Origin of the sequence: Salmonella sp. HY31, assembly GCF_042604575.1 — a bacterium.
Taxonomy (GTDB): Bacteria; Pseudomonadota; Gammaproteobacteria; order Enterobacterales; family Enterobacteriaceae; genus Salmonella; species Salmonella diarizonae.
Genome location: NZ_CP170479.1, coordinates 877,021 through 899,359, shown reverse-complemented (window position 1 = coordinate 899,359; position 22,339 = coordinate 877,021). Strand labels below are relative to the sequence as shown.

Sequence of the window (22,339 nt, the reverse complement as noted above, 5' to 3'; positions counted from 1 at the left end):
AGACAACCAGGATGTATATCTCTAAAGGAAGACGTTATGAAAAGTTATATCATTAATAGCAATTGTATTTACAATGAAGGTAAATATGAGCTGAGAACGTTCTCAAATTCACACGTTATTAAAATGACTGCGATGAGAGCTAAATGTCTCAGTTTCATCATCGAGAATGCTCACCTGGAGATTATCGAGCGACAAAAAATAACCAACGCGTTATGGGGAAGTCGAAGCCACTATGTTAATGATGCAAATCTAACGCAGATACTCTATTTAATCAGACGCGACCTTAAAGCGCTTGGCATTAACGATCTTTTTATTACCATTCCAAGACAAGGTCTCAAGGTTAATAGCGATATATCCATTACCGCGACGGACAGCAAAACAAAGGGAAGAAATAAACAGATTGTACGGCAAACCATCGCCGCTCTGACGACTGTATTCTCAGTAACGTTAGGTTCACTCATGTATCTGCATATTCACTAAGCGAAGGAAAGGGAAGATGAATCCAATTATAGATGGAATTATAGCGCTTGAAGGCGGCTACGTATTTAATCCTAAAGATAAAGGTGGCGCTACCCATTGGGGCATTACCGAAGCAACGGCGCGAGCGCATGGTTATGCTGGTGATATGCGGGATCTGACCCGCACCGAAGCCTACGCGATTCTCGAAGAGGATTACTGGATAAAACCAGGCTTTGATGTCATCTCGACGTTATCGTGGCCAGTCTCATTCGAGCTGTGCGATGCGGCAGTCAACATAGGCGCTTACCATCCCAGTGCGTGGCTACAACGCTGGTTGAACGTCTTTAATCACGAAGGTAAACGCTACCCGGATATTCATGTGGATGGCAATATTGGCCCGCGGACGCTTGCCGCTCTTGAACATTATCTGGTCCGGCGAGGCCAGGAAGGGGAAGCCGTTTTGGTGAAAGCCCTCAATTGCAGCCAGGGTGCGTACTACTTAAATGTTGCTGAAAAAAAGCACAACAACGAACAATTTATTTATGGCTGGATTAAGAATAGAGTAACCTGAATCAGGCTGAAAAAAGGCGTATAAAAGGCTCACGGATGAGCCTGATATTGCGAAGAATAATTAATCGGAAGTATTCCCTTCGATAATTTTTTTAATCCTCTGCCCAAGTATTTTTAAAATGGGACCAGCGAAAACACCACCTAAGCCTGCCGCCAGCAGAACCATGTTGAAACTACACTCTTTTTCAATCGCAATCGCGCTTAGCAAGAAACTGGTAAAACAGGAAATAACGATCTGCGTTAAACAATATTTAATACTTTCATGAGAACTATTATATTCTTTCTTATCTTTGCGTAAAAGATAGCTGACAAAGCCCCCCCACGCGCCAATCGCAATAATAGTGAGTAAGATCTCCAGCTCCAATAGCACAACTTCCGTTGTCGATACATGGTTGGGAATAGACATTTTAACACTCCTGAATCATTATAAATAAATAATTAACACGAGGAGTGTAAGCGCCCTGTCAGGAGCGTAAAAATCAAAGCACATCATTTAAAACCATATTCACTCAAAGACCAAAAATGAGATGTATTAGCGACGAAAGGAGGAAAGCGTTTGTAACATGCTTACCATCTCATTAATCGTCGATATATTTCTACTATTTTTATTCCAGGATGCGTAGACCTGAATTGACTTAAAAGCCAACTCGGGCGGAGGCTGAATAAATTTAATGTCATATTTACGATAATTTTTATAGAAAAGCGCTAATTTTAAAGGCATCAACGCAATCAATGATGTTCGTTCGATCATGCTCATCAAACCGTTAAGTGAATCACTGCGATAGCCGACAATACGCCTGCCGGTATAATAAAGCTCATCCTTAAATAATTCGCTATCATGATATATCATCGAAGCCCCCATTCCTGGCTGATACAATGCATGACGCGAAGAATAAAAATGATGTAGCGACAGTTGTGACAGAGTACTTAGCATATGTTTACTGCTACAGATACAAACAAACGATTTAAAACTATCAATGACTTGATTCTCAATACCGGATTCCAGCAAAGGTTCAGCGCCAATCAGCAGATCGCCTTGCGCAGTAAACAGAAGCTCGCTGATACGCTCCCGGCTCATATTTCTGACGGAGAAATGATTTATCAGAATACGGTCAAAAATGTCACTGTTATAGAGCTGAGAAAGGTAATAGCTTTCAACAATATCACTGCCTAACAGCGTTATCTGAAATGCTTCATCTTTTTTGCTCTTACTGAGAAAGGTGTCGTCCACCAGTTTCATCACCTGACTGAAATTTTGGTGAATGTCGACAGCCTTAGCCGTGGGGATGAGTCCGCCTTTCCCTCTGCTAAACAGCTCTTCCGGGTAATAACTCTGCAAGCGCTTTAACGCCAGCGAAACGGCAGCCGGCGTAATGCCTAACTTCTTAGCCGCCATAGCCGCATTTCCTGACAAAATAACAGCGTCAAGAATTTTGATTAAATTATAATCAAAGTTCTTGTTGGCACCTTTCGATCCCATTCGCTGTCTGCCTCCGGAAACTAAAAAAAGCAATATAGATAATACTCAAGATAAATCAATTCACAGCATCTAAAAAAGCAATCGTAATGTCATCACATCACGTTTTTTTTAAAATGAGCGTATGCAAACCTGCTGATTAACATCAATTTGTTTATCAGTAAAAACACAATATCAACAAATGAGAGAATATGATGCGTTTAGCAGAGGCCTGGGCGCGTACAGGCAGAAAAAAGCCCGGATAAACACCCGGGCTGAAGAAAAATACAACGGAAAAACGGTTAGCGGGTCAAATCATCAAAGAATTTTTTCACGCCGTCAAAGAAGCTTTTTGAACGCGGGCTGTTTTTCTCTCCCGTCGGGCCGCCAAAACTTTCCTGAAGATCTTTTAGCAATTGCTTCTGTTTTTCGCTCAGACCGACCGGCGTTTCAACCACCACACGGCACAGCAAATCGCCCTGCGCGCCGCCGCGTACGGACTTCACGCCTTTTCCGCGCATACGGAACAGCTTGCCCGTTTGCGTTTCGCTCGGTACTTTCAGCTTCACGCGACCATCTAACGTCGGCACTTCGATTTCACCGCCCAGCGCCGCCATCGCAAAGTTGATCGGCACTTCGCAATAAAGATTATTGCCTTCACGCTCGAAAATAGGGTGTTGTTTCACCTGGACCTGAACGTACAAGTCGCCTGCCGGTGCGCCATGCTCGCCCGCTTCGCCCTCGCCTGCCAGACGAATACGGTCACCGGTATCCACGCCTGCGGGGATTTTAACGGACAGGGTTTTACTCTTTTCAACACGCCCATGACCATGACATTTATGGCACGGATCTTTGATCAGCGTACCGCGTCCCTGACAGTGCGGACAGGTCTGCTGTACAGCAAAGAATCCCTGGCGCATCTGCACCTGACCGGAACCGTGACAGGTCGGACAGGTTTGCGGTTGCGTGCCAGCTTTCGCGCCGCTGCCGTGGCAAACGTCGCACTCTTCCAGCGTCGGAATACGGATCTCTTTGGTCACGCCACGCACCGCTTCTTCCAGGGTGAGATCCATGTTATAACGCAAATCAGCCCCACGCGCCGCACGTTGGCGACCGCGCCCGCCGCCAAAGATATCGCCAAAAACGTCACCAAAGATATCACTGAAATCAGCGCCGCCATTAAAGCCGCCGCCCATACCGCCTTGTTCAAACGCGGCGTGACCATACTGATCGTAGGCTGCGCGTTTTTGCGCATCGGTCAGCACTTCATAGGCTTCTTTAATCTCTTTAAATTTAGCTTCGGCCTCTTTATCACCCTGATTGCGGTCCGGATGATATTTCATGGCCAGGCGCTTGTACGCCTTTTTGATTTCACGCTCTTCCGCTGTTTTGGAAACGCCTAAAATCTCGTAGTAATCTCTTTTCGCCATCTCTTTTTATCTGCCCTTAACATGCATACACGGGCGGAGAGGAAACCTCTTCGCCCGTGCCAGTAATTACCCGTTCAAAGGGCGATTATTTTTTATCTTTTACTTCTTCAAACTCAGCGTCGACAACGTCGTCATCTTTCGCGTTGTTTGCAGAAGCGTCAGCGGAGCCAGCCTGCTGCTGCGCATGTTGCTGCTGCGCGATTTCCATCAGTTTCTGGGAAACCTGCGCCAGTTCCTGCATTTTCGCTTCGATAGCAGCTTTATCTTCGCCTTTCAGGGCGGTTTCCAGCGCGCTCAGCGCAGACTCGATAGCGGTTTTGTCATCAGCCGGCAGTTTATCGCCTGCTTCTTCAACCTGCTTACGGGTGCTGTGCAGCAGATGGTCGCCCTGGTTACGGGTCTGAACCAGTTCTTCGAACTTACGGTCGGATTCAGCGTTCGCTTCTGCATCGCGAACCATTTTCTGAATTTCTTCCTCGTTCAGACCAGAAGACGCCTTGATGGTGATCTTCTGCTCTTTACCGCTATTTTTATCTTTCGCGGAGACGTGCAGGATACCGTCAGCATCGATATCGAAGGTGACTTCGATCTGCGGCATACCGCGCGGCGCCGGGTTGATGCCATCCAGGTTGAACTGACCCAGAGATTTGTTATCAGACGCACGTTTACGCTCACCCTGCAACACATGGATGGTTACTGCAGACTGGTTGTCTTCCGCAGTAGAGAACACCTGGCTGTGCTTGGTCGGGATGGTGGTGTTTTTGGTGATAAGCGGAGTCATCACGCCACCCATCGTTTCGATACCCAGAGACAGCGGGGTAACGTCCAGCAGCAGTACGTCTTTCACATCACCGGTCAATACGCCGCCCTGTACCGCTGCGCCGATAGCCACAGCTTCGTCCGGGTTAACGTCTTTACGCGGCTCTTTACCAAAGAACTCAGCCACTTTTTTCTGCACCATTGGCATACGGGTCTGACCGCCGACGAGGATCACGTCGTTGATATCAGACACGGACAGGCCAGCATCCTGCAGTGCGACTTTCAGCGGCTCGATAGAACGGTTCACCAGATCTTCAACCAGGCTTTCCAGTTTCGCACGGGTCACTTTGATGTTCATATGCTTCGGACCGGTGGCATCTGCGGTAATGTACGGCAGGTTCACGTCGGTCTGCTGCGCAGAAGACAGCTCGATTTTGGCTTTTTCTGCGGCTTCTTTCAGGCGCTGCATTGCCAGCGGATCGTTACGCAGGTCAATGCCCTGATCTTTCTTAAATTCGTCAACGAGGTAGTTGATCAGGCGGGTATCGAAGTCTTCGCCACCCAAGTGGGTATCACCGTTGGTCGCCAGAACTTCAAAGGTTTTTTCGCCGTCTACTTCGTCGATTTCGATAATGGAGATATCGAAGGTACCGCCACCGAGGTCATATACCGCGATAGTACGGTTGCCAACTTCTTTATCCAGACCGTAAGCCAGCGCTGCGGCAGTCGGTTCGTTGATGATACGTTTTACTTCCAGCCCCGCGATACGACCAGCATCTTTGGTTGCCTGACGCTGCGCATCGTTAAAGTAAGCCGGTACGGTGATAACCGCTTCAGTTACCGGTTCGCCCAGATAATCTTCAGCCGTTTTCTTCATTTTCTTCAGCACTTCGGCAGAAATCTGCGGCGGCGCCATTTTCTGGCCTTTCACATCAAGCCATGCGTCGCCGTTGTCGGCGCCGATGATTTTGTACGGCATGATAGAAACGTCACGTTGAACTTCTTCGTCCTGGAAGCGGCGGCCAATCAGGCGTTTAATCGCAAACAGGGTGTTTTGCGGGTTTGTCACTGCCTGACGTTTAGCCGGCTGACCAACCAGAGTTTCACCATCCTGGGTATAAGCAATGATAGAAGGCGTAGTGCGATCGCCCTCGGCGTTCTCCAGCACGCGTGCCTGCGTTCCATCCATGATCGCTACACAAGAGTTGGTAGTACCCAGGTCGATACCAATAATTTTACCCATCTAAACGTCTCCACTAAAAATTCGGTCATCATGTGGTTGTGAATCTGTAATAAGGGCGAAACATACGGTTTCAACTACCCTGAATCGTTTTTTTTCAGACTCACCACTGCGGTTGACTACAAGATGGGGTCGTAACCCACGTCATCAAGGGGGAGATGAAAAAATTTTTTATTGACGAGAGAGAAAGACGGAAAAACAGGCAGATAAACATTCACTAAATAAATTAAACACCAAAATATTATTCACGTAAAAATTGTAATAAAAAGAAAAGATTACAAACCTGAATCGTTGCCACGAGCAGAGTATGATAGACGGTAATTGCTTATTGAACCCGTCAAAGAGAAATTCCATGCGATTTATGTTAACGATTTCCGCCGGCCTGCTGCTCGGCCTGGCGTTAAGTAGCGTCGCGCGTGCAAACGACCATAAAGTGTTGGGCGTTATTGCCATGCCCAGAAATGAAACGAACGATCTCGCGCTGAAAATTCCCGTCTGCCGCATCGTGAAGCGCATTCAATTCACGGCGGATCACGGCGACATCGAACTTAGCGGCGCATCCGTCTATTTTAAAACTGCGCGTAGCGCCAGCCAAAGCCTGAACGTCCCTTCCTCAATCAAAGAGGGCCAGACAACAGGCTGGATCAATATTAATAGCGATAACGACAACAAACGCTGCGTATCAAAGATTACCTTCTCAGGTCATACGGTAAATTCTTCCGATATGGCGAGACTTAAAGTCATCGGCGACGATTAATCGCTGTTATTTCTATTCCAAAAGCCAGACTGAAAATGAACGTCACCTATTTACACGACGAGGATTTAGACTTTCTTCAGCACTGTAGCGAAGAGCAGCTCGCCGATTTCGCCCGTTTGCTGACGCATAACGAAAAGGGCAAAGCTCGCTTGTCGAGCGTCCTTAGCCATAACGAGCTATTCAAAGCAATGGAAGGTCACCCGGAGCAACACCGCCGTAACTGGCGGCTCATTGCCGGCGAATTTCAGCATTACGGCGGCGACAGTATCGCCAACAAATTGCGCGGACACGGAAAACAGTACCGCGCGATTCTGCTGGATGTCGCAAAACGGCTAAAACTCAAAGCAGATAAAAGCATGTCGACGTTTGAAATAGAACAGCAACTGCTGGAGCATTTTTTACGTCATACCTGGCAGAAGATGGACGCGGCGCATAAGCAGGAATTTCTGCAAGCCGTAGAGGCCAAAGTTTCTGAACTGGAAGATCTGCTGCCGCTGCTCATGAAAGATCGCCGTCTGGCAAAAGGGGTCTCCCACCTGCTTTCCACCCAGCTTACCCGCATTTTGCGTACCCATGCCGCAATGAGCATCCTGGGTCACGGATTGTTGCGCGGCGCAGGTCTCGGCGGCCCGGTCGGCGCGGCGTTAAACGGCATCAAAGCGATGAGCGGCAGCGCGTATCGCGTTACTATTCCGGCAGTGTTGCAAATTGCCTGCCTGCGACGAATGATGGCGGCGATTCAGGCGTGAATGCCCTCACAGGGGAAAATATTTTCTTTTCCCCTTATTAGATCATAGACAGCCCTCTCCCCCCTGATTATTATGCCGCGCCCCGAATACGGAACTCGTTATTTCGGGAAACTATTTCACCATTCAATTATGATGATTTTGAGGAATTATGGGCAACACTAAGTTGGCTAATCCGGCACCGCTGGGCCTGATGGGCTTCGGCATGACCACCATTCTGCTTAACCTGCACAATGCCGGTTTTTTCGCCCTGGACGGTATTATTCTGGCGATGGGGATTTTCTACGGCGGTATCGCGCAAATTTTTGCCGGTCTGCTGGAGTATAAAAAAGGCAATACCTTTGGTTTAACGGCCTTTACCTCTTACGGTTCGTTCTGGCTGACGCTGGTCGCTATCCTGCTGATGCCGAAAATAGGCCTGACGGATGCGCCTGACGCCCAGCTACTCGGCGCTTATTTAGGTCTGTGGGGCGTGTTCACGCTGTTTATGTTCTTTGGTACGCTGAAAGCCGCCCGCGCGCTGCAATTTGTTTTCCTGAGCCTGACCGTCCTGTTCGCTCTGCTGGCGGTTGGCAATATCACCGGTAATGAAGCGATTATCCATGTCGCAGGCTGGGTTGGTCTGGTTTGCGGCGCCAGCGCTATTTATCTGGCGATGGGTGAAGTGCTAAACGAGCAATTTGGCCGTACTATTCTGCCAATCGGCGAGGCGCACTAAATCTCTTTTATTCCTCCCGCACAGGGAGGAATACCCCTACTCTGCAATGCTTGATGGCGCTCGCTTATCAAGCCTACGTTGTACGAAACGTAAAAACGCTGGTCGACGCCGCCATCAGTATCTCCCGGTCAGGCTGACATATTCTCACGTCTGGCGCTTTTCGGACGGAAAGAGGCGACTACTTCCGACGCCGTTTCGACATACGGCCCGTCAAGCAACTGTATGCAATACGGCACACTCGCAAAAATGCCCGGCACAATAACGCTGCCATCGTCCGCTTTTACGCCTTCCAGCGTTTCCTTGATCGATTTTGGCTGTCCAGGCAGATTAAGAATTAACGCCTGTTTACGGATAACGCCCACCTGACGGGAAAGAATGGCGGTCGGCACAAAGCGCAGGCTGATCTGGCGCATCTGCTCGCCAAAACCAGGCATTTCGCGGTCGGCGATGGCAAGGGTCGCGTCCGGCGTGACGTCGCGGCGCGCCGGACCGGTACCGCCAGTGGTCAGCACCAGATGACAGCTCATTTCATCGACCAGTTCACACAACGTTTGCTCGATAATTTCCTGTTCATCAGGAATTAAGCGCCGTTGAACCTCGAAAGGCGTGCTCAGCGCGGAAGCGAGCCACTCCTCAAGCGCGGGAATGCCTTTATCCTGGTAAACGCCGCTTGAAGCGCGGTCGGAGATAGAAACTAAGCCAATACGTAAGGTATTCATAATTATTCCGTTAAAACTGTCACGTTATGCAGAATCATACACGCGAATGGACAGCAATACTAAATCCTCGAACAGGTAAAACATTGGGTGTAGCGGACAGCAGGTTATTGCGCCGGTAAACTACCTGCTCCAGGCGGGAGAGGCACAGGATGCCCACACATTGCTGTATGAAATAGCGCAGCGCGCGCCTCAGTATGGAGACGAACTGATGACGTTAGCAGAACAACTGAAGCAGAAAGGTCGTATGGAAGAGATACAACAAGGGATGCAAACTGGCGAACGTAAAACCTCACGTAAAATTGCCAGGGCAATGCTGAAAAAAGGCATACCGATGGCCGATATCATCGAAACGACCGACGTTAGCGCAGAAGAGATCCCGTCACTGCAGCATTAATAAAAAAAAGCCCGCTCTCAACCGGAAAGCGGGCTATATTGTCATGCAATCCGTTAGTATTACAGCAGATCGCCGATCATTTTTTCCAGTTTTTCCTGGTCTACTGCAAACTTACGGATACCATCCGCCAGTTTGTCAACTGCCATTGGGTCCTGGTTATGCTGCCACAGGAACTCGGCTTCGGTAATACGTTCCGGACGCGCTTTGACTTCGCCGGAGAAAGAGAGCTTACGCTCAATCGCCCCTTCGCTTTCCGCCAGTTCTTTCAGTAATGCCGGCGCGATAGTCAGACGGTCGCAGCCCGCCAGTTCCAGAATTTCGCCTACGTTACGGAAGCTTGCGCCCATAACCACGGTTTCATAACCATGCTGTTTGTAGTACTCGTAGATTTCCGTTACGGAAACCACGCCCGGATCTTCGGCTGGCGCATAGTCTTTCTTGTCAGTATTGGCTTTATACCAGTCAAGAATACGACCTACGAACGGCGAGATCAGGTAGACGCCCGCTTCGGCGCACGCGCGCGCCTGTGCGAAGGAGAACAACAGCGTCAGGTTACAGTTGATACCTTCTTTTTCCAGCTGTTCGGCTGCGCGAATGCCTTGCCAGGTGGACGCCAGCTTGATCAGGATACGATCGTTGCTGATACCCGCATCATTGTAGAGTTTAATGATACGTTTTGCTTTGGCGATAGACGCATCGGTGTCATAAGATAGACGCGCATCAACTTCGGTAGAAATACGCCCCGGCACCAGCTTCAGGATTTCCAGACCAATATTCACCGCCAGCTTATCGGTCGCGTCAACAACCTGCTGTGCGCGGTCGCTGCTCTGCTGCTTCGCCCAGGCGACAGCATCGTCAATCAGCTTACGATATTCCGGGATTTGCGCTGCGTTAAGAATGAGAGAAGGGTTAGTTGTAGCATCCTGCGGCTGGTACAGCTTCATTGCCGCGATATCTCCGGTGTCGGCCACTACGGTGGTGAACTGACGAAGGGAGGTCAATTTGTCCGTCATGATAGAGTTTCTCTTTAAACAGCTTGTTAGGGGATGTAACCGGTCTACCCTGATGATAACACGACGCACTCACAGCGCAACCGCCTACATGCACCTGGCTGCCCTTGTAGATTGATTGCGTATCTGCCGACGGTTTATGCGCAATTAAAGGATACCGCCGTATTTATGGTAAACTGCCGTTAATATTAGCCTGACAAGGTCATCCACATCATGGGCCACGCTTATACAGGATCATGAAAGCGTGCCGGCATCAACAAGAGGGACGTTAATGCCTGAGTTTTTCAGTTTTATTAACGAAATACTCTGGGGCTCGGTAATGATTTACCTGCTGCTCGGCGCAGGATGTTGGTTTACCTGGCGTACCGGATTCATTCAGTTTCGTTATATTCGTCAATTTAGCCGCAGCCTGAAAGGGAGCCTTAGCCCGCAGCCAGGCGGCCTGACGTCATTTCAGGCGCTGTGTACCAGTCTCGCAGCGCGGATTGGCAGCGGTAATCTGGCCGGCGTGGCGCTGGCTATCGCCGCAGGCGGACCCGGCGCGGTATTCTGGATGTGGGTCTCGGCCATCATCGGCATGGCGACCTCCTTCGCCGAGTGTTCGCTTGCCCAGCTTTATAAAGAACGCGACCCGACAGGCCAGTTCCGCGGCGGCCCGGCGTGGTATATGGCGCGCGGGCTGGGAATGCGCTGGATGGGCGTGGTTTTCGCCCTCTTTCTGCTCATCGCCTACGGGTTGATTTTTAATAGCGTGCAGGCGAATTCCGTCTCACGCGCGCTCCATTTCGCCTTCAACATTCCGCCGCTTATCTCCGGCATTGCTCTGGCGTTCTGTTCACTGTTAATTATTATTCGCGGCATAAAAGGCGTCGCCCGCCTGATGCAGTGGCTGATTCCCATTATCGCGTTATTGTGGGTCGCCAGCAGCGTGTTCATTTGCCTCTGGCATATTGAGCAAATGCCTGGCGTTATCGCCTCGATAGTCAAAAGCGCATTTGGCTGGCAGGAAGCCGCGGCAGGCGCAGCCGGATATACGCTCACTCAGGCTATTACCAGCGGTTTTCAACGTGGGATGTTCTCTAATGAAGCGGGAATGGGGTCAACGCCTAATGCGGCCGCTGCGGCAGCGTCGTATCCACCTCACCCTGTCGCGCAGGGGATTGTGCAAATGATTGGCGTATTCAGCGATACCATTATCATTTGTACCGCCAGCGCGATGATTATCCTGCTGGCGGGGAATCACGCGTCCCACGCGTCAACAGAAGGCATTCAGCTTATCCAGCACGCAATGGTTTCTTTGACCGGTGAATGGGGCGCCAGTTTTGTCGCGCTTATGGTCATCCTGTTCGCTTTCAGTTCTATCGTCACCAACTACATTTACGCCGAGAACAACCTGTTTTTTCTGCGGTTACATAACGCAAAGGCCATCTGGCTGTTACGTCTTGCGACGATTGGCATGGTCATCGCCGGTACGCTTCTCAGTTTTCCGCTGATATGGCAGCTCGCCGACGTGATCATGGCCTGTATGGCCATTACCAACCTGACGGCGATTTTGCTGCTCTCGCCGGTGGTGTATACCCTCGCCAGCGATTATCTGCGACAACGGAAACTGGGCGTAAGACCACAGTTCGATCCGCAGCGCTTCCCGGATATCGAACCACAACTGGCGCCAGATACCTGGGATGCGGCATCGCGCGATTAAGCCGACAATCGCAACCATTGGTCAACTCTGTGGCGTTTTTTTGCTAAAGTCACAGAAAATTCCCTGCAAGGACTGGATATGCTGATTCTGATTTCACCTGCAAAAACGCTTGATTATCAAAGCCCGCTGGCCACGACCCGCTATACCCAGCCGGAGCTGTTGGATCACAGCCAGCAGCTTATTCACCAGGCCCGCCAGCTTTCGGCGCCGCAAATTGCCAGGCTGATGGGAATTAGCGACAAACTGGCGGATCTCAACGCCACGCGTTTTCATGACTGGCAGCCCCATTTTACGCCGGATAACGCGCGCCAGGCGATTCTGGCGTTTAAAGGCGATGTTTATACCGGCCTACAGGCGGAAACGTTCAGCGACGCGGATTTTGATTTTGCTCAGCAGCATCTGCGAATGCTCTCTGGCTTGTATGGCGTATTGCGCCCGCTGGATTTAATGCAGCCCTATCGTCTGGAAATGGGAATTCGCCTGGAAAATCCGCGCGGCAAAGATCTTTATCAATTCTGGGGAGATATCATTACCGATAAGCTCAACGAGGCGCTTGAGGCGCAGGGCGATCGGGTGGTGGTGAATCTGGCCTCCGAGGAATATTTTAAATCGGTGAAGCCGAAGAAACTGACCGCCGAACTGATTAAGCCCGTGTTCCTTGATGAGAAAAACGGTAAGTTTAAGGTGGTAAGCTTCTACGCCAAAAAAGCGCGCGGACTGATGAGTCGTTTTATTATTGAAAACCGCTTAACAAAGCCGGAACAACTTACTGCATTTAGCAGTGAAGGGTATTTCTTTGATGAAGGAACCTCCACGCAAGACGAGCTGGTCTTTAAACGCTACGAGCAGTAACGACATTGCCCCGTAGGCCCGGTAAGCGACAGCGCCACCGGGCACAACGGTTATTGGCGGGTCATCATCAGCTTACGCAGGGCGGCAAAATCCGCAGGCAGATGATGTGAAAGCAGCGGCAGATCGGCGCGTTCGGCGAGCGCTTCAGGCAACGCCAGCGTTTCCCCCAGAATGGACTCCACGCTCTCTTTAAACTTCGCCGGATGCGCCGTTCCGAGAAACAAGCCATACTCGCCAGGGTTTAGCTGGTCGCGCAATGCCCGATACGCTACCGCCGCATGAGGCTCCGAAATATAACCTTTCGCTTTCAGCTCGCGCATCGTCTGCTGTGTCGTAGTATCATCTACCGCCGCATAGCCCAGCTCAGTCAGACGCCAGATTTTACGGCGGAATAGCTCCTCCACGCGCGGCCAGTTATTCGGCTGGCTGACATCCATCGCATTCGACAAGGTCGCCTGCGTCGCTTTCGGCGCCCACTTCCCATCATGCAGGAAACGCGGCACCGTGTCGTTGACGTTGGTGGCGGCGATAAAACGTTTCACCGGTAGACCTAACGACTTCGCCAGCAGTCCTGCCGTCAAATCGCCAAAATTGCCACTGGGTACGGAGATCACCAGTTGATTACGCGCCGCCTGAGGTAATTGCGCCACGGCTTCAAAGTAGTAGCAAATTTGCGCCAGCAGGCGGCTAATATTAATAGAGTTAGCCGAATTCAGCCCCAGATCCGTTTTCAGCTCTTCGTCATCAAATGCCTGTTTCACCAGCGCCTGGCAAGCGTCGAAATCACCGTCTATCGCCACGGTTTCGATGTTGCCGCCCAGCGTACAGAATAGTTTTTCCTGCAACGGACTGATCTTACCGCGCGGATAGAGAATGACGACCCGCACATTTTCCATGCCATAGAACGCGTGAGCCACCGCCGCGCCGGTATCGCCTGACGTTGCGGTCAGAATCGTCACCGGTTTGTCGCCGCTGAGATGCGTCAGCATTTGCGCCATAAAACGCCCGCCGAAGTCTTTAAATGCCAGCGTCGGACCATGGAACAGCTCTAGGCAGCCGACATCGCTTTCTACCTGCGCTACCGGCGCCGGGAAAGCAAACGCCGCGCGGACGCGCTCTTCCAGAATCTCCTGAGGTATTTCATCGCCAATAAATGCCGAGAGGATCTTTGCGCTACGGCTGACAAAGTCCTGGTTGAGCATCTCATCAATTTCCGTCAGGCTAAACTCCGGCAGGTCGTGCGGAAAAAAAAGTCCCTGCTGCTTGCCCAGCCCTTGCGTGACGGCCTGCGCAAAGCTGACCTGCTCATTATGGTCTTTCAGATTATAGAGTTTCATTGATTATCCCACTACTCGTGCGCCCGCCGTATCCAGCCGGCAAATATGAACAAAGCCTTCCTGATTTTGCAGATAATGTTTGCTCAGCCAGTCCGCGACGCGCTGCGCCGTCTCCGGTTTATCGCATAGCGCAAACAGCGTCGGCCCCGATCCGGAAATCCCGCTCGCCAGCGCGCCGATCTCCGCTACCGCCTGCCGCGCCTGGCTAAAGCCCGGCAGTAAACGCGCGCGGTATGGCTCGGCAATGACATCTTTCATCAGCGCGGCGGCAAGCTGCGGCTGTCGCGAGTAGCAGGCGTGAATAAAACCGGCCAGATGCCGTCCATGCGCAATGCAATCCTGACGGCGATACTGCGCGGGCAAAATAGCCCGAGCTTCTGCGGTGGAAACTTTAATGCCCGGATAAGCCAGTACCCATAGCCACTCATCAAAGCCCGGCACCTGCTGACTAATAATGCCGTTTTCTTCAATCATCAACTGCATACCGCCAAGAAAGCACGGCGCGACGTTATCGTAATGGATGCTGCCGGAGATACGACCTTCCAGCTCGCCCATCAGCGCCAACAGACGCGTGTCGTTTAACGGTTTGCCGCAGTGCTCATTCATCGCGACCAGCGCGGCGACGACGGAACAGGCGCTGGACCCTAACCCGGAACCAATCGGCATATTTTTTTCCAGCGTCATCGCCACCGGGATGGTTTTCCCCAATGCCTGGCAAAAGCGTTCCCAACACTGATAAACAATATTTTCACGCGGCTCCGGCGGCAGTTTATCGGCAAATTTCCCCAGGTTATTCAGACGGAAACTGTCCGCTGCTTCAACGGATACCACATCGCCCAGCAACGCGCCGTCAACGGGCGTGACAGCCGCGCCCAGGACGTCGAAACCGACGCTCATGTTCGCGCTGGAAGCCGGGGCATAAACTTTCACCATGTTAAACTCCTAACTTCCATGAGAGGGTACGTAACAGATCGGCAAATACGCCCGCCGCCGTCACATCATTGCCTGCGCCGTAGCCACGCAGCACCAGCGGCAAAGGCTGATAATAGTGGCTGTAGAACGCCAGCGCATTTTCACCATTTTTCACTTTGAAGAGCGGATCGTTACCATCAACGTCAGCAATCTTCACGCGGCACACGCCATCCTCTTCGATATTGCCAACATAGCGCAATACCTTACCTTCATCACGGGCTTTCGCCACACGGGCGGCAAACGCGTCGTCAAGCTGCGGTAGATTCGCCATAAAGTCGGTCACATCGCCGGAGGCGTCAAACCCGTCCGGCAGTACAGGCTCAATCACGATATCGGAAAGCTCCAGCTCGCGGCCCGTCTCGCGGGCGAGGATCAACAGTTTACGTGCCACATCCATGCCGGAAAGATCGTCGCGCGGATCGGGTTCGGTATAGCCCATCTCGCGCGCCAGGGCGGTCGCCTGTGAGAGGCTCATTCCCTCTTCCAGTTTGCCGAAAATAAAAGAGAGCGACCCGGAAAGAATACCGGAGAATTTTTGCAGTTCATCGCCCGCATTCAGCAGGTTTTGCAAGTTTTCGATTACCGGCAAACCGGCGCCGACGTTGGTGTCATACAAGAATTTTCGCCGTGATTTCGCGGCGGCGAAACGTAGCTGATGGTAGTAGTCCATCGACGAGGTATTCGCTTTCTTGTTCGGCGTCACCACATGGAACCCTTCACGCAGGAAGTCAGCATACTGGTCGGCCACCGCCTGACTGGAGGTACAATCGACAATTACCGGATTGAGTAGATGATATTCTTTCACAAGGCGAATTAAGCGCCCCAGATTGAACGGCGCGTTCGCTTGCGCCAGTTCCGCCTGCCAGTTCTCCAGATTCAGGCCATGCACATTGGTTAGCAACGCCTTTGAGTTCGCCACGCCGCATACGCGTAGATCGATGTGCTTGTTCTTCAGCCAGGTTTGCTGACGTTTAAGCTGTTCCAGTAGCGCGCCGCCGACGCCGCCAACGCCAATGACAAACACTTCAATCACCTGATCGGTATTGAACAGCATCTGGTGCGTTACCCGCACGCCGGTTGTAGCATCGTCGTTATTCACCACCACAGAAATGGAACGCTCAGAAGATCCCTGAGCAATCGCCACGATATTGATATTGGCCCGCGCCAGCGCGGCGAAAAATTTCGCTGAAATGCCGCGTAGCGTGCGCATACCGTCGCCGACAACAGAGATGATCGCCAACCGCTCAGTGACTGCCAGCGGTTCCAGCAGCCCCTCTTTCAGCTCCAGATAGAACTCATCCTGCATCGCACGCCGGGCACGCGCGCAGTCACTCTGCGGCACACAGAAGCTGATGCTGTACTCAGAGGAGGACTGGGTAATGAGTACCACCGAGATCCCAGCGCGAGACATGGCGGCGAAAACACGCGCCGCCATCCCAATCATCCCTTTCATCCCTGGGCCGGAGACACTAAACATCGCCATGTTGTTAAGGTTAGAGATCCCTTTAACCGGCAGATCATCATCGTCGCTGGACGCGCCGATCAGCGTTCCTGGTGCCTGCGGATTGCCGGTATTTTTAATCAGACAGGGGATCTGGAACTGGGCGATGGGCGTAATGGTGCGAGGGTGGAGGACTTTGGCACCGAAGTAAGAGAGTTCCATCGCTTCCTGGTAGGACATCGATTTCAGCAGCCTGGCGTCCGGCACCTGGCGCGGGTCACAGGTATACACGCCATCGACGTCAGTCCAGATTTCACAGCAGTCAGCGCGTAAACAGGCGGCCAGAACGGCGGCGGAATAGTCGGAGCCGTTACGGCCCAGCACCACCAGTTCACCTTTTTCATTACCGGCGGTAAAGCCCGCCATCAGGATCATATGATCGGTCGGAATCTGACTGGCGGCGATACGGCGAGTCGATTCCGCGATATCGACGGTAGATTCAAGGTAATGGCCCACCGCCAGCAGTTTTTCTACCGGATCAATCACCGTGACGCGATGTCCACGCGCCTCCAGGAGTCCCGCCATAATAGCGATAGACATTTTTTCGCCACGGCAAATCAGCGCGGCGTTGATGCTGTCCGGGCACTGGCCCAGCAGGCTGATACCATGCAAAACATGTTTGATCTGCGCGAATTCTTGTTCGACGACGATTTTCAACCGTGCAAGCGGGAATCCCGGCTGCGCGTTGGCAAGCCCTGCGAGCAGATCAGAAAAAATACGTTCGGCATCGCTGATATTCGGCAAAACATCCTGGCCGCCGATGGTTTTTTCAATCATCGCCACCAGATGGTTGGTAATTTTCGCGGGGGCGGAAAGTACGGTCGCTACCTGCCCTTGCCTGGCATTGCTTTCCAGAATATCGGCAACACGCAGAAAACGTTCTGCATTTGCCACTGATGTACCGCCGAACTTCAACACTCGCATGGTTGTTACCTCGTGATCTCTGGTCGAAAAAAAAGCCCGCACTGTTCAGGTGCGGGCTTTTTTCTGTGTTTCCTGTACGCGTCAGCCCGCACCGTTACCTGTGGTAATGGTGATGGTGGTAATGGTGGTGGTGCTGATGCGATTCATGGATGTTGTGTACTCTGTCATTTTTATTTGTCTGTCTTGTATTCCTATATTGGTTAAAGTATCTGCCCGCCTAAGTCAATAATTTTTTAAATTGATCACATTCCGAAACTTGTTCATGTGCTGCTGGCGATATATTTATTTTCGACCAATCCACCCTGTCCCGGCCTCTTGCAACCAGACGTAACCTCTTATTATTTTAAAAATTACAGCACGTTATTTCGTTAGCTTTTTTTCAATATCGTGGACCAAACGGTGCAACATTACCGTGTCTCGCTGTCCCAGCAGGCCGATTCGCTGTTGTAGCCAGTCGGTTAATTTGTGGTCATCAGCCGCCTCCAGAGTCGTTAACAGGCGTAAAAGGCGCGCACGTAATGCCTGTAACTGCGATCCATCAGCAATATCAACGGATTCCGTAGGCTGTTGCATTAAACCTGCTAATTGATAGCAATACACCATGACCGCCTGCCCGAGATTGAGCGAAGGGTAATCCGCCGCCATCGGCACGCCGGTCAACACATCCGCCAGCGCCAGCTCGTCATTGGTCAGACCGGAATCCTCACGGCCAAAAACCAGCGCGGCATGATGCATCCAGCGTGATTTTTCCTGCAATAAGGGAACCAGTTCAGCGGGCGAAGCATAGTAGTGAAATTTTGCCCGACTGCGGGCTGTCGTCGCTACGGTAAAATCAACATCGTGGAGCGCGTCGGCAAGGGTATGGAAAACATCAATATTATCAATAACATCACCAGAACCATGCGCGACCCAACGGGTGGCAGGATCCAGGTGCGCCTGGCTGTCGACAATACGCAGGTTAGTAAATCCCATGGTCTTCATAGCCCGGGCGGCTGCGCCAATATTTTCCGCTCTGGCGGGAGCGACAAGAACGATTGTTACACGCATTTTATTACTCTTTTTGACTAACTTACAGGAAATTAGCTGGTATTTGTCAGCATATTACGCTTCGCGAATTTACAAAATTTTAACGAATGTCACTGAAAAAGTATTTTTGATTCAGTAAAAGACGCTACACTATTGCGTATCTGTACTATTGCCGTTTATGTTAACAAAACATGCTTATCCTGCTGTTTATTTAGGATAATTTAATTTAAAATGGATTGCGCCCTTTGGATTCATCGCATTTATTAGTTGGCTTACGCAACTAGTTGGAATATTGCAAATTTGTGATGAAAGCTAGCATTTAGCTACGATGATTTCATCAAACTGTTAACGTGCTACAATTGAACTTGATATATGTCAACGAAGCGTAGTTTTATTGGGTGTCCGGTACGTCTTAGCCTGTTATGTTGCTGTTAAAATGGTTAGGATGACAGCCGTTTTTGACACTGTCGGGTCCAGAGGGAAAGTACCCACGACCAAGCTAATGATGTTGTTGACGTTGATGGAAAGTGCATCAAGAACGCAATTACGTACTTTAGTCATGTTACGCCGATCATGTTAATTTGCGACATGCATCAGGCAGGTCAGGGACTTTTGTACTTCCTGTTTCGATTTAGTTGGCAATTTAGGTAGCAAACATGCAGACCCCGCACATTCTTATCGTTGAAGACGAGTTGGTAACACGCAACACGTTGAAAAGTATTTTCGAAGCGGAAGGCTATGATGTATTCGAAGCGACAGATGGCGCGGAAATGCATCAGATCCTCTCTGAATATGACATCAACCTGGTGATCATGGATATCAATCTGCCAGGGAAAAACGGTCTCCTGTTAGCGCGTGAACTGCGTGAGCAGGCAAACGTTGCGCTGATGTTCCTGACGGGCCGCGATAACGAAGTCGACAAAATTCTCGGCCTCGAAATCGGCGCGGATGATTACATCACCAAACCGTTTAACCCACGCGAACTGACCATCCGTGCCCGCAACCTGCTGTCCCGTACCATGAACCTGGGTACCGTCAGCGAAGAGCGCCGTAGCGTTGAAAGCTACAAGTTCAACGGTTGGGAACTGGATATCAACAGTCGTTCACTGATCGGCCCGGACGGCGAACAGTATAAACTACCGCGCAGCGAGTTCCGCGCGATGCTTCACTTCTGCGAAAACCCTGGCAAAATCCAGTCGCGCGCAGAGCTGTTGAAGAAAATGACCGGACGCGAGCTGAAGCCGCATGACCGTACTGTTGACGTCACCATTCGTCGTATTCGTAAGCATTTCGAATCCACGCCGGATACGCCGGAAATCATCGCCACCATCCACGGCGAAGGTTACCGCTTCTGCGGCGACCTGCAAGATTAATTCGGCCCTGGCGCCGAACAGTAAAAACAGCCAGTAAGTCATTCTTACTGGCTGTTTTTTATGTCTCCTTCCGCTGAGTGGCTTCACTGTCCTTCCTGGCCTGCCGTTATGACGTACTCTTTTATACAAAAATTGTCGTATGGCGCTGCTTCTCAACTTGCGAAAACTAAAGTACCTTGCTTACTCGGTACTTAGTCTGCTGGTTACACTGAGCACAATAGTATTATGTCTTCTTGGCTATCACTCTGAAATAAAGGATTATATCTGAGACACCAGGCCAACAAACTTAAATCAAGACGGATTATCTTATACCTGACGTTAGCGAATAATATCCTGCGACGCTCTCCATTAATGTTACGACGAACGATGCTAAGCGTCGCTCTTAACCATCTTGTTAAAGCCTACCGAAATATAGTTTTGGTTTATTAGCACAGATTTTGTGGAGTTCCCTCAGCCCCTGCTCGGGGCAACGCCGGACAAGTTTATCGGGGTGTGCGTCACAGTTGTCCATCAGTCAAACATGAGTTGTACTACAGGTAAATGCTTCACTGTGAGTCGACACTTATTATTACTGGTTGCCTCTTGATAACACGACTTAAATAGTTATCCAGAATACATTGTGCTTCCTCATTACAGGCGTATTTTTCCCCTGATGGCGTAAAGAGGTAAGGTGCTATCTCTCTTTGAGTTTCGATAATGATTTCACGGTATTTCTGTTCATAACAATTTTTATGAGGATTTAAGTTGGTATCAAACAGCCATAAATTTTCAGCATCGCGCGCGACTGAGATAACATGAGCGTTATCAATTGTCAGGATCAAACATTGTCCGGCAGAAAGAGAATTCAGTTTGTATCTGACCAGGTCGATATCAAAAGGATGTTCCTGTGCAATATGTCCTAATTTTTCAGCTAATCGGCCATGTGTACACCCCTCTCTGTCCCGGATATGGGTGTTGGAAAAATAAATATCAACCTTTAGGGGTATACCTGTGTCTATAAGACTGCTAAAAATATCAATGATTTCCATCGAACAGTCTTTTCCTGTCATGCCGTTATATCGTACCTGTTCGAAAAAAACATCAGCCTTTTCTTTTCCTCCTCCATTAAGATAAGTAAAGATACCCGCAGAGGTTAATACACAAGGCCCCATAGCCATTTCAGCAGGTTTCAGGACAGCACCTTTAAGCCACTGAAGATTTTCAATAGAAAGTCGATCACTTAGTGGTCGTCCCTCAGACATAGAAATTGGGGCGATAGCAGATTGAGACGCAGATACTGGTAACATAAAACCTCTTAATTTTTCTAAAAAAATAAATATCTGCCCTGGCCGTATGAAAAACGGCTGTGCAATTTCTGCTGACTTATCCGCACTAATGCGACAATACTTGAAATTATACCCAGTATCCAGCAGCGGCATTATTTTTCCACAGACGACCAAGATCTGCCGTAGGCGAAGTGTTGTGGCAATCGGGCTGGGTTTCCACTTCTGAAGTCACAATGGATGGCTGTAGTCGCGATTATAAGGTCGGTTTCTTATATGAGCCCGGTAGCGCGTAGTCAAATACATCAGCGACAATAAATGCGAATGACGGGAACAACACACCAGTATTAAGCACCGGTCTTTCCGGCGTAAGAATTGCGATTAAAACCCAAACGAATTCTGGCCCCTACGATAATATCTACCATAATCGCGATAAAACACACTATGTGATGGCCCCCGCCTACAATATTGAACTGGTTGCCTTAGGCGGCCCGGTTGCTTCCGGTACCGCCACATTCCAAAGCCCAATAGCGCGCGTATCCTTTAACCAGACCAGCGGTGCTGCCTACTCTTTCCCTGTTATTACCGCCACGGCATGACAGGCACCGCACTGATGGCGTTTTTCGGCGACCCCTCGACCACTTTGTCGGAGTAGGCCAGATACGCCAGCGTGTTGCGTTTCTCATCATAGAAACGCACGACCTGTAGAGACTTAAATATCAATGAGGTACGTTTTTTGAAAACCACCTCTCCTTGCGCCTTACCGTTCTTAATTTTATCGCTCAGCTCAATAGGCCCAACCTGCTGGCAAGAGATGGCGGCGTCAGACGTATCTTCCGCCAGCCCTAATCCGCCTTTTATGCCGCCCGTTTTCGCCCGGCTAACATAGCACGTCACGTTTTTGACATCAGGATCGTCAAAAGCTTCCACCACGATTTTATGGTCGGGGCCGAACATTTTAAATACCGTATCGACTGAACCAATTTGTTCCGCGCGGGCGATCTGCCCCAGCATCAACAAAATTGAGAAGAGTACTAAGTTCTTGTATTTCATATTGTTACCATTCATAAAAGTTACATTGCACAATTATTAAACATTCTAAAATAAAAGGGTTATAGATCACAGGATTAGA

23 protein-coding genes, 2 pseudogenes and 1 other annotated feature are annotated in these 22,339 nt (G+C 50.3%); of the genes and pseudogenes, 11 read left to right on the top strand and 14 right to left on the bottom strand.

The window, feature by feature from the left end:
- The first annotated feature begins 36 nt into the window (after positions 1-36).
- Both ACE15A_RS04220 and ACE15A_RS04215 read left to right on the top strand, forming a co-directional pair.
- Entirely contained in the window at positions 37-480 is a 444-nt protein-coding gene (locus ACE15A_RS04220; protein ID WP_023245629.1) for a transcriptional regulator, read from the top strand.
- A 16-nt stretch (positions 481-496) separates the two neighbouring features.
- Positions 497-1,030, top strand: coding sequence for a glycoside hydrolase family 108 protein (locus ACE15A_RS04215; RefSeq protein ID WP_023245628.1), 534 nt, complete (start codon positions 497-499; stop codon positions 1,028-1,030).
- A gap of 60 nt (positions 1,031-1,090) precedes the next feature.
- Here the strand turns inward: ACE15A_RS04215 and ACE15A_RS04210 are convergent, their stop codons facing one another.
- The 4 genes from ACE15A_RS04210 to dnaK form a co-directional block, all read right to left on the bottom strand.
- Positions 1,091-1,435, bottom strand: a complete 345-nt coding sequence (locus tag ACE15A_RS04210; RefSeq protein ID WP_023245627.1) for a phage holin family protein — start codon at positions 1,433-1,435, stop codon at positions 1,091-1,093.
- 126 nt (positions 1,436-1,561) lie between these two features.
- On the bottom strand, positions 1,562-2,509 hold the full coding sequence (locus ACE15A_RS04205) for a LysR family transcriptional regulator (RefSeq protein WP_023245626.1): 948 nt from the start codon (positions 2,507-2,509) through the stop codon (positions 1,562-1,564).
- A 278-nt stretch (positions 2,510-2,787) separates the two neighbouring features.
- Positions 2,788-3,915 (bottom strand): molecular chaperone DnaJ, encoded by a 1,128-nt coding sequence (gene dnaJ, locus ACE15A_RS04200; RefSeq protein ID WP_001119011.1) that lies wholly within the window; start codon positions 3,913-3,915, stop codon positions 2,788-2,790.
- A gap of 85 nt (positions 3,916-4,000) precedes the next feature.
- Positions 4,001-5,917 (bottom strand): molecular chaperone DnaK, encoded by a 1,917-nt coding sequence (dnaK, locus tag ACE15A_RS04195; RefSeq protein ID WP_000516126.1) that lies wholly within the window; start codon positions 5,915-5,917, stop codon positions 4,001-4,003.
- A gap of 349 nt (positions 5,918-6,266) precedes the next feature.
- Between dnaK and ACE15A_RS04190 the strand changes: the two genes are divergently transcribed.
- The 3 genes from ACE15A_RS04190 (at position 6,267) to satP (ending at position 8,135) form a co-directional block, all read left to right on the top strand.
- On the top strand, positions 6,267-6,671 hold the full coding sequence (locus tag ACE15A_RS04190; RefSeq protein WP_053509890.1) for a DUF2541 family protein: 405 nt from the start codon (positions 6,267-6,269) through the stop codon (positions 6,669-6,671).
- 35 nt (positions 6,672-6,706) lie between these two features.
- Positions 6,707-7,420, top strand: coding sequence for an acidic protein MsyB (gene msyB, locus ACE15A_RS04185; RefSeq protein ID WP_023245624.1), 714 nt, complete (start codon positions 6,707-6,709; stop codon positions 7,418-7,420).
- A 148-nt stretch (positions 7,421-7,568) separates the two neighbouring features.
- The gene (gene satP / locus ACE15A_RS04180) at positions 7,569-8,135 is read left to right on the top strand and encodes an acetate uptake transporter (protein WP_053509888.1); all 567 of its coding nucleotides are present in this window, start codon (positions 7,569-7,571) and stop codon (positions 8,133-8,135) included.
- Between the two features lie 128 nt (positions 8,136-8,263).
- On the opposite strand, the gene mog is transcribed toward satP, so the two are convergent.
- Positions 8,264-8,854: a molybdopterin adenylyltransferase gene (mog, locus tag ACE15A_RS04175; protein ID WP_023245623.1), complete on the bottom strand. Its 591-nt coding sequence runs from the start codon at positions 8,852-8,854 to the stop codon at positions 8,264-8,266.
- 208 nt (positions 8,855-9,062) lie between these two features.
- On the opposite strand from mog, the gene ACE15A_RS04170 reads away from it, so the two are divergent.
- Positions 9,063-9,248, top strand: coding sequence for a hypothetical protein (locus tag ACE15A_RS04170; protein ID WP_129382363.1), 186 nt, complete (start codon positions 9,063-9,065; stop codon positions 9,246-9,248).
- A 59-nt stretch (positions 9,249-9,307) separates the two neighbouring features.
- Here ACE15A_RS04170 and tal read toward each other — a convergent pair whose 3' ends face one another.
- Positions 9,308-10,261 carry a transaldolase gene (gene tal, locus ACE15A_RS04165; protein ID WP_023245621.1) on the bottom strand — a complete coding sequence of 318 codons (954 nt, stop codon included), beginning with the start codon at positions 10,259-10,261 and terminating at the stop codon, positions 9,308-9,310.
- Positions 10,262-10,529: 268 nt separating this feature from the next.
- Here tal and ACE15A_RS04160 point away from each other — a divergent pair, with 268 nt between their 5' ends.
- Together ACE15A_RS04160 and yaaA are read left to right on the top strand one after the other, a co-directional pair.
- Positions 10,530-11,960, top strand: coding sequence for a sodium:alanine symporter family protein (locus ACE15A_RS04160; RefSeq protein WP_053509886.1), 1,431 nt, complete (start codon positions 10,530-10,532; stop codon positions 11,958-11,960).
- Positions 11,961-12,038: 78 nt separating this feature from the next.
- On the top strand, positions 12,039-12,812 hold the full coding sequence (yaaA, locus tag ACE15A_RS04155) for a peroxide stress protein YaaA (RefSeq protein WP_023245619.1): 774 nt from the start codon (positions 12,039-12,041) through the stop codon (positions 12,810-12,812).
- A gap of 50 nt (positions 12,813-12,862) precedes the next feature.
- Here the strand turns inward: yaaA and thrC are convergent, their stop codons facing one another.
- From thrC to yjjY, 6 genes are all read right to left on the bottom strand, one after another.
- A complete protein-coding gene (thrC, locus tag ACE15A_RS04150; RefSeq protein WP_053509884.1) occupies positions 12,863-14,149 on the bottom strand; it encodes a threonine synthase in 1,287 nt (428 codons plus the stop codon).
- Positions 14,150-14,152: 3 nt separating this feature from the next.
- A complete protein-coding gene (gene thrB / locus ACE15A_RS04145; protein ID WP_023245617.1) occupies positions 14,153-15,082 on the bottom strand; it encodes a homoserine kinase in 930 nt (309 codons plus the stop codon).
- 1 nt (position 15,083) lies between these two features.
- Positions 15,084-17,546: a bifunctional aspartate kinase/homoserine dehydrogenase I gene (gene thrA / locus ACE15A_RS04140; protein ID WP_023245616.1), complete on the bottom strand. Its 2,463-nt coding sequence runs from the start codon at positions 17,544-17,546 to the stop codon at positions 15,084-15,086.
- A 25-nt stretch (positions 17,547-17,571) separates the two neighbouring features.
- Positions 17,572-17,692, bottom strand: a sequence feature (Thr leader region).
- Positions 17,628-17,693, bottom strand: coding sequence for a thr operon leader peptide (gene thrL / locus ACE15A_RS04135; protein WP_001575544.1), 66 nt, complete (start codon positions 17,691-17,693; stop codon positions 17,628-17,630). (Overlaps the previous feature by 65 nt.)
- Before the next feature lie 213 nt (positions 17,694-17,906).
- Entirely contained in the window at positions 17,907-18,593 is a 687-nt protein-coding gene (locus ACE15A_RS04130; RefSeq protein ID WP_023245615.1) for a tRNA/rRNA methyltransferase, read from the bottom strand.
- A 399-nt stretch (positions 18,594-18,992) separates the two neighbouring features.
- The gene (gene yjjY, locus ACE15A_RS04125) at positions 18,993-19,133 is read right to left on the bottom strand and encodes a protein YjjY (RefSeq protein WP_001541509.1); all 141 of its coding nucleotides are present in this window, start codon (positions 19,131-19,133) and stop codon (positions 18,993-18,995) included.
- Positions 19,134-19,228: 95 nt separating this feature from the next.
- On the opposite strand from yjjY, the gene arcA reads away from it, so the two are divergent.
- Positions 19,229-19,945 carry a two-component system response regulator ArcA gene (arcA, locus tag ACE15A_RS04120; protein WP_001194359.1) on the top strand — a complete coding sequence of 239 codons (717 nt, stop codon included), beginning with the start codon at positions 19,229-19,231 and terminating at the stop codon, positions 19,943-19,945.
- 187 nt (positions 19,946-20,132) lie between these two features.
- Positions 20,133-20,374, top strand: a pseudogene (locus ACE15A_RS04115) (IS4/IS5 family transposase); the annotation flags it as partial.
- Positions 20,375-20,490: 116 nt separating this feature from the next.
- On the opposite strand, the gene ACE15A_RS04110 reads toward ACE15A_RS04115, so the two are convergent.
- Positions 20,491-21,363 (bottom strand): hypothetical protein, encoded by an 873-nt coding sequence (locus ACE15A_RS04110; RefSeq protein WP_053509880.1) that lies wholly within the window; start codon positions 21,361-21,363, stop codon positions 20,491-20,493.
- A 32-nt stretch (positions 21,364-21,395) separates the two neighbouring features.
- On the opposite strand from ACE15A_RS04110, the pseudogene ACE15A_RS04105 reads away from it, so the two are divergent.
- Positions 21,396-21,764 (top strand): annotated as a pseudogene (locus tag ACE15A_RS04105) (type 1 fimbrial protein); the annotation flags it as partial.
- 25 nt (positions 21,765-21,789) lie between these two features.
- Here ACE15A_RS04105 and creA read toward each other — a convergent pair.
- Positions 21,790-22,260: a protein CreA gene (gene creA / locus ACE15A_RS04100; protein ID WP_023245612.1), complete on the bottom strand. Its 471-nt coding sequence runs from the start codon at positions 22,258-22,260 to the stop codon at positions 21,790-21,792.
- Positions 22,261-22,339 lie beyond the last annotated feature (79 nt).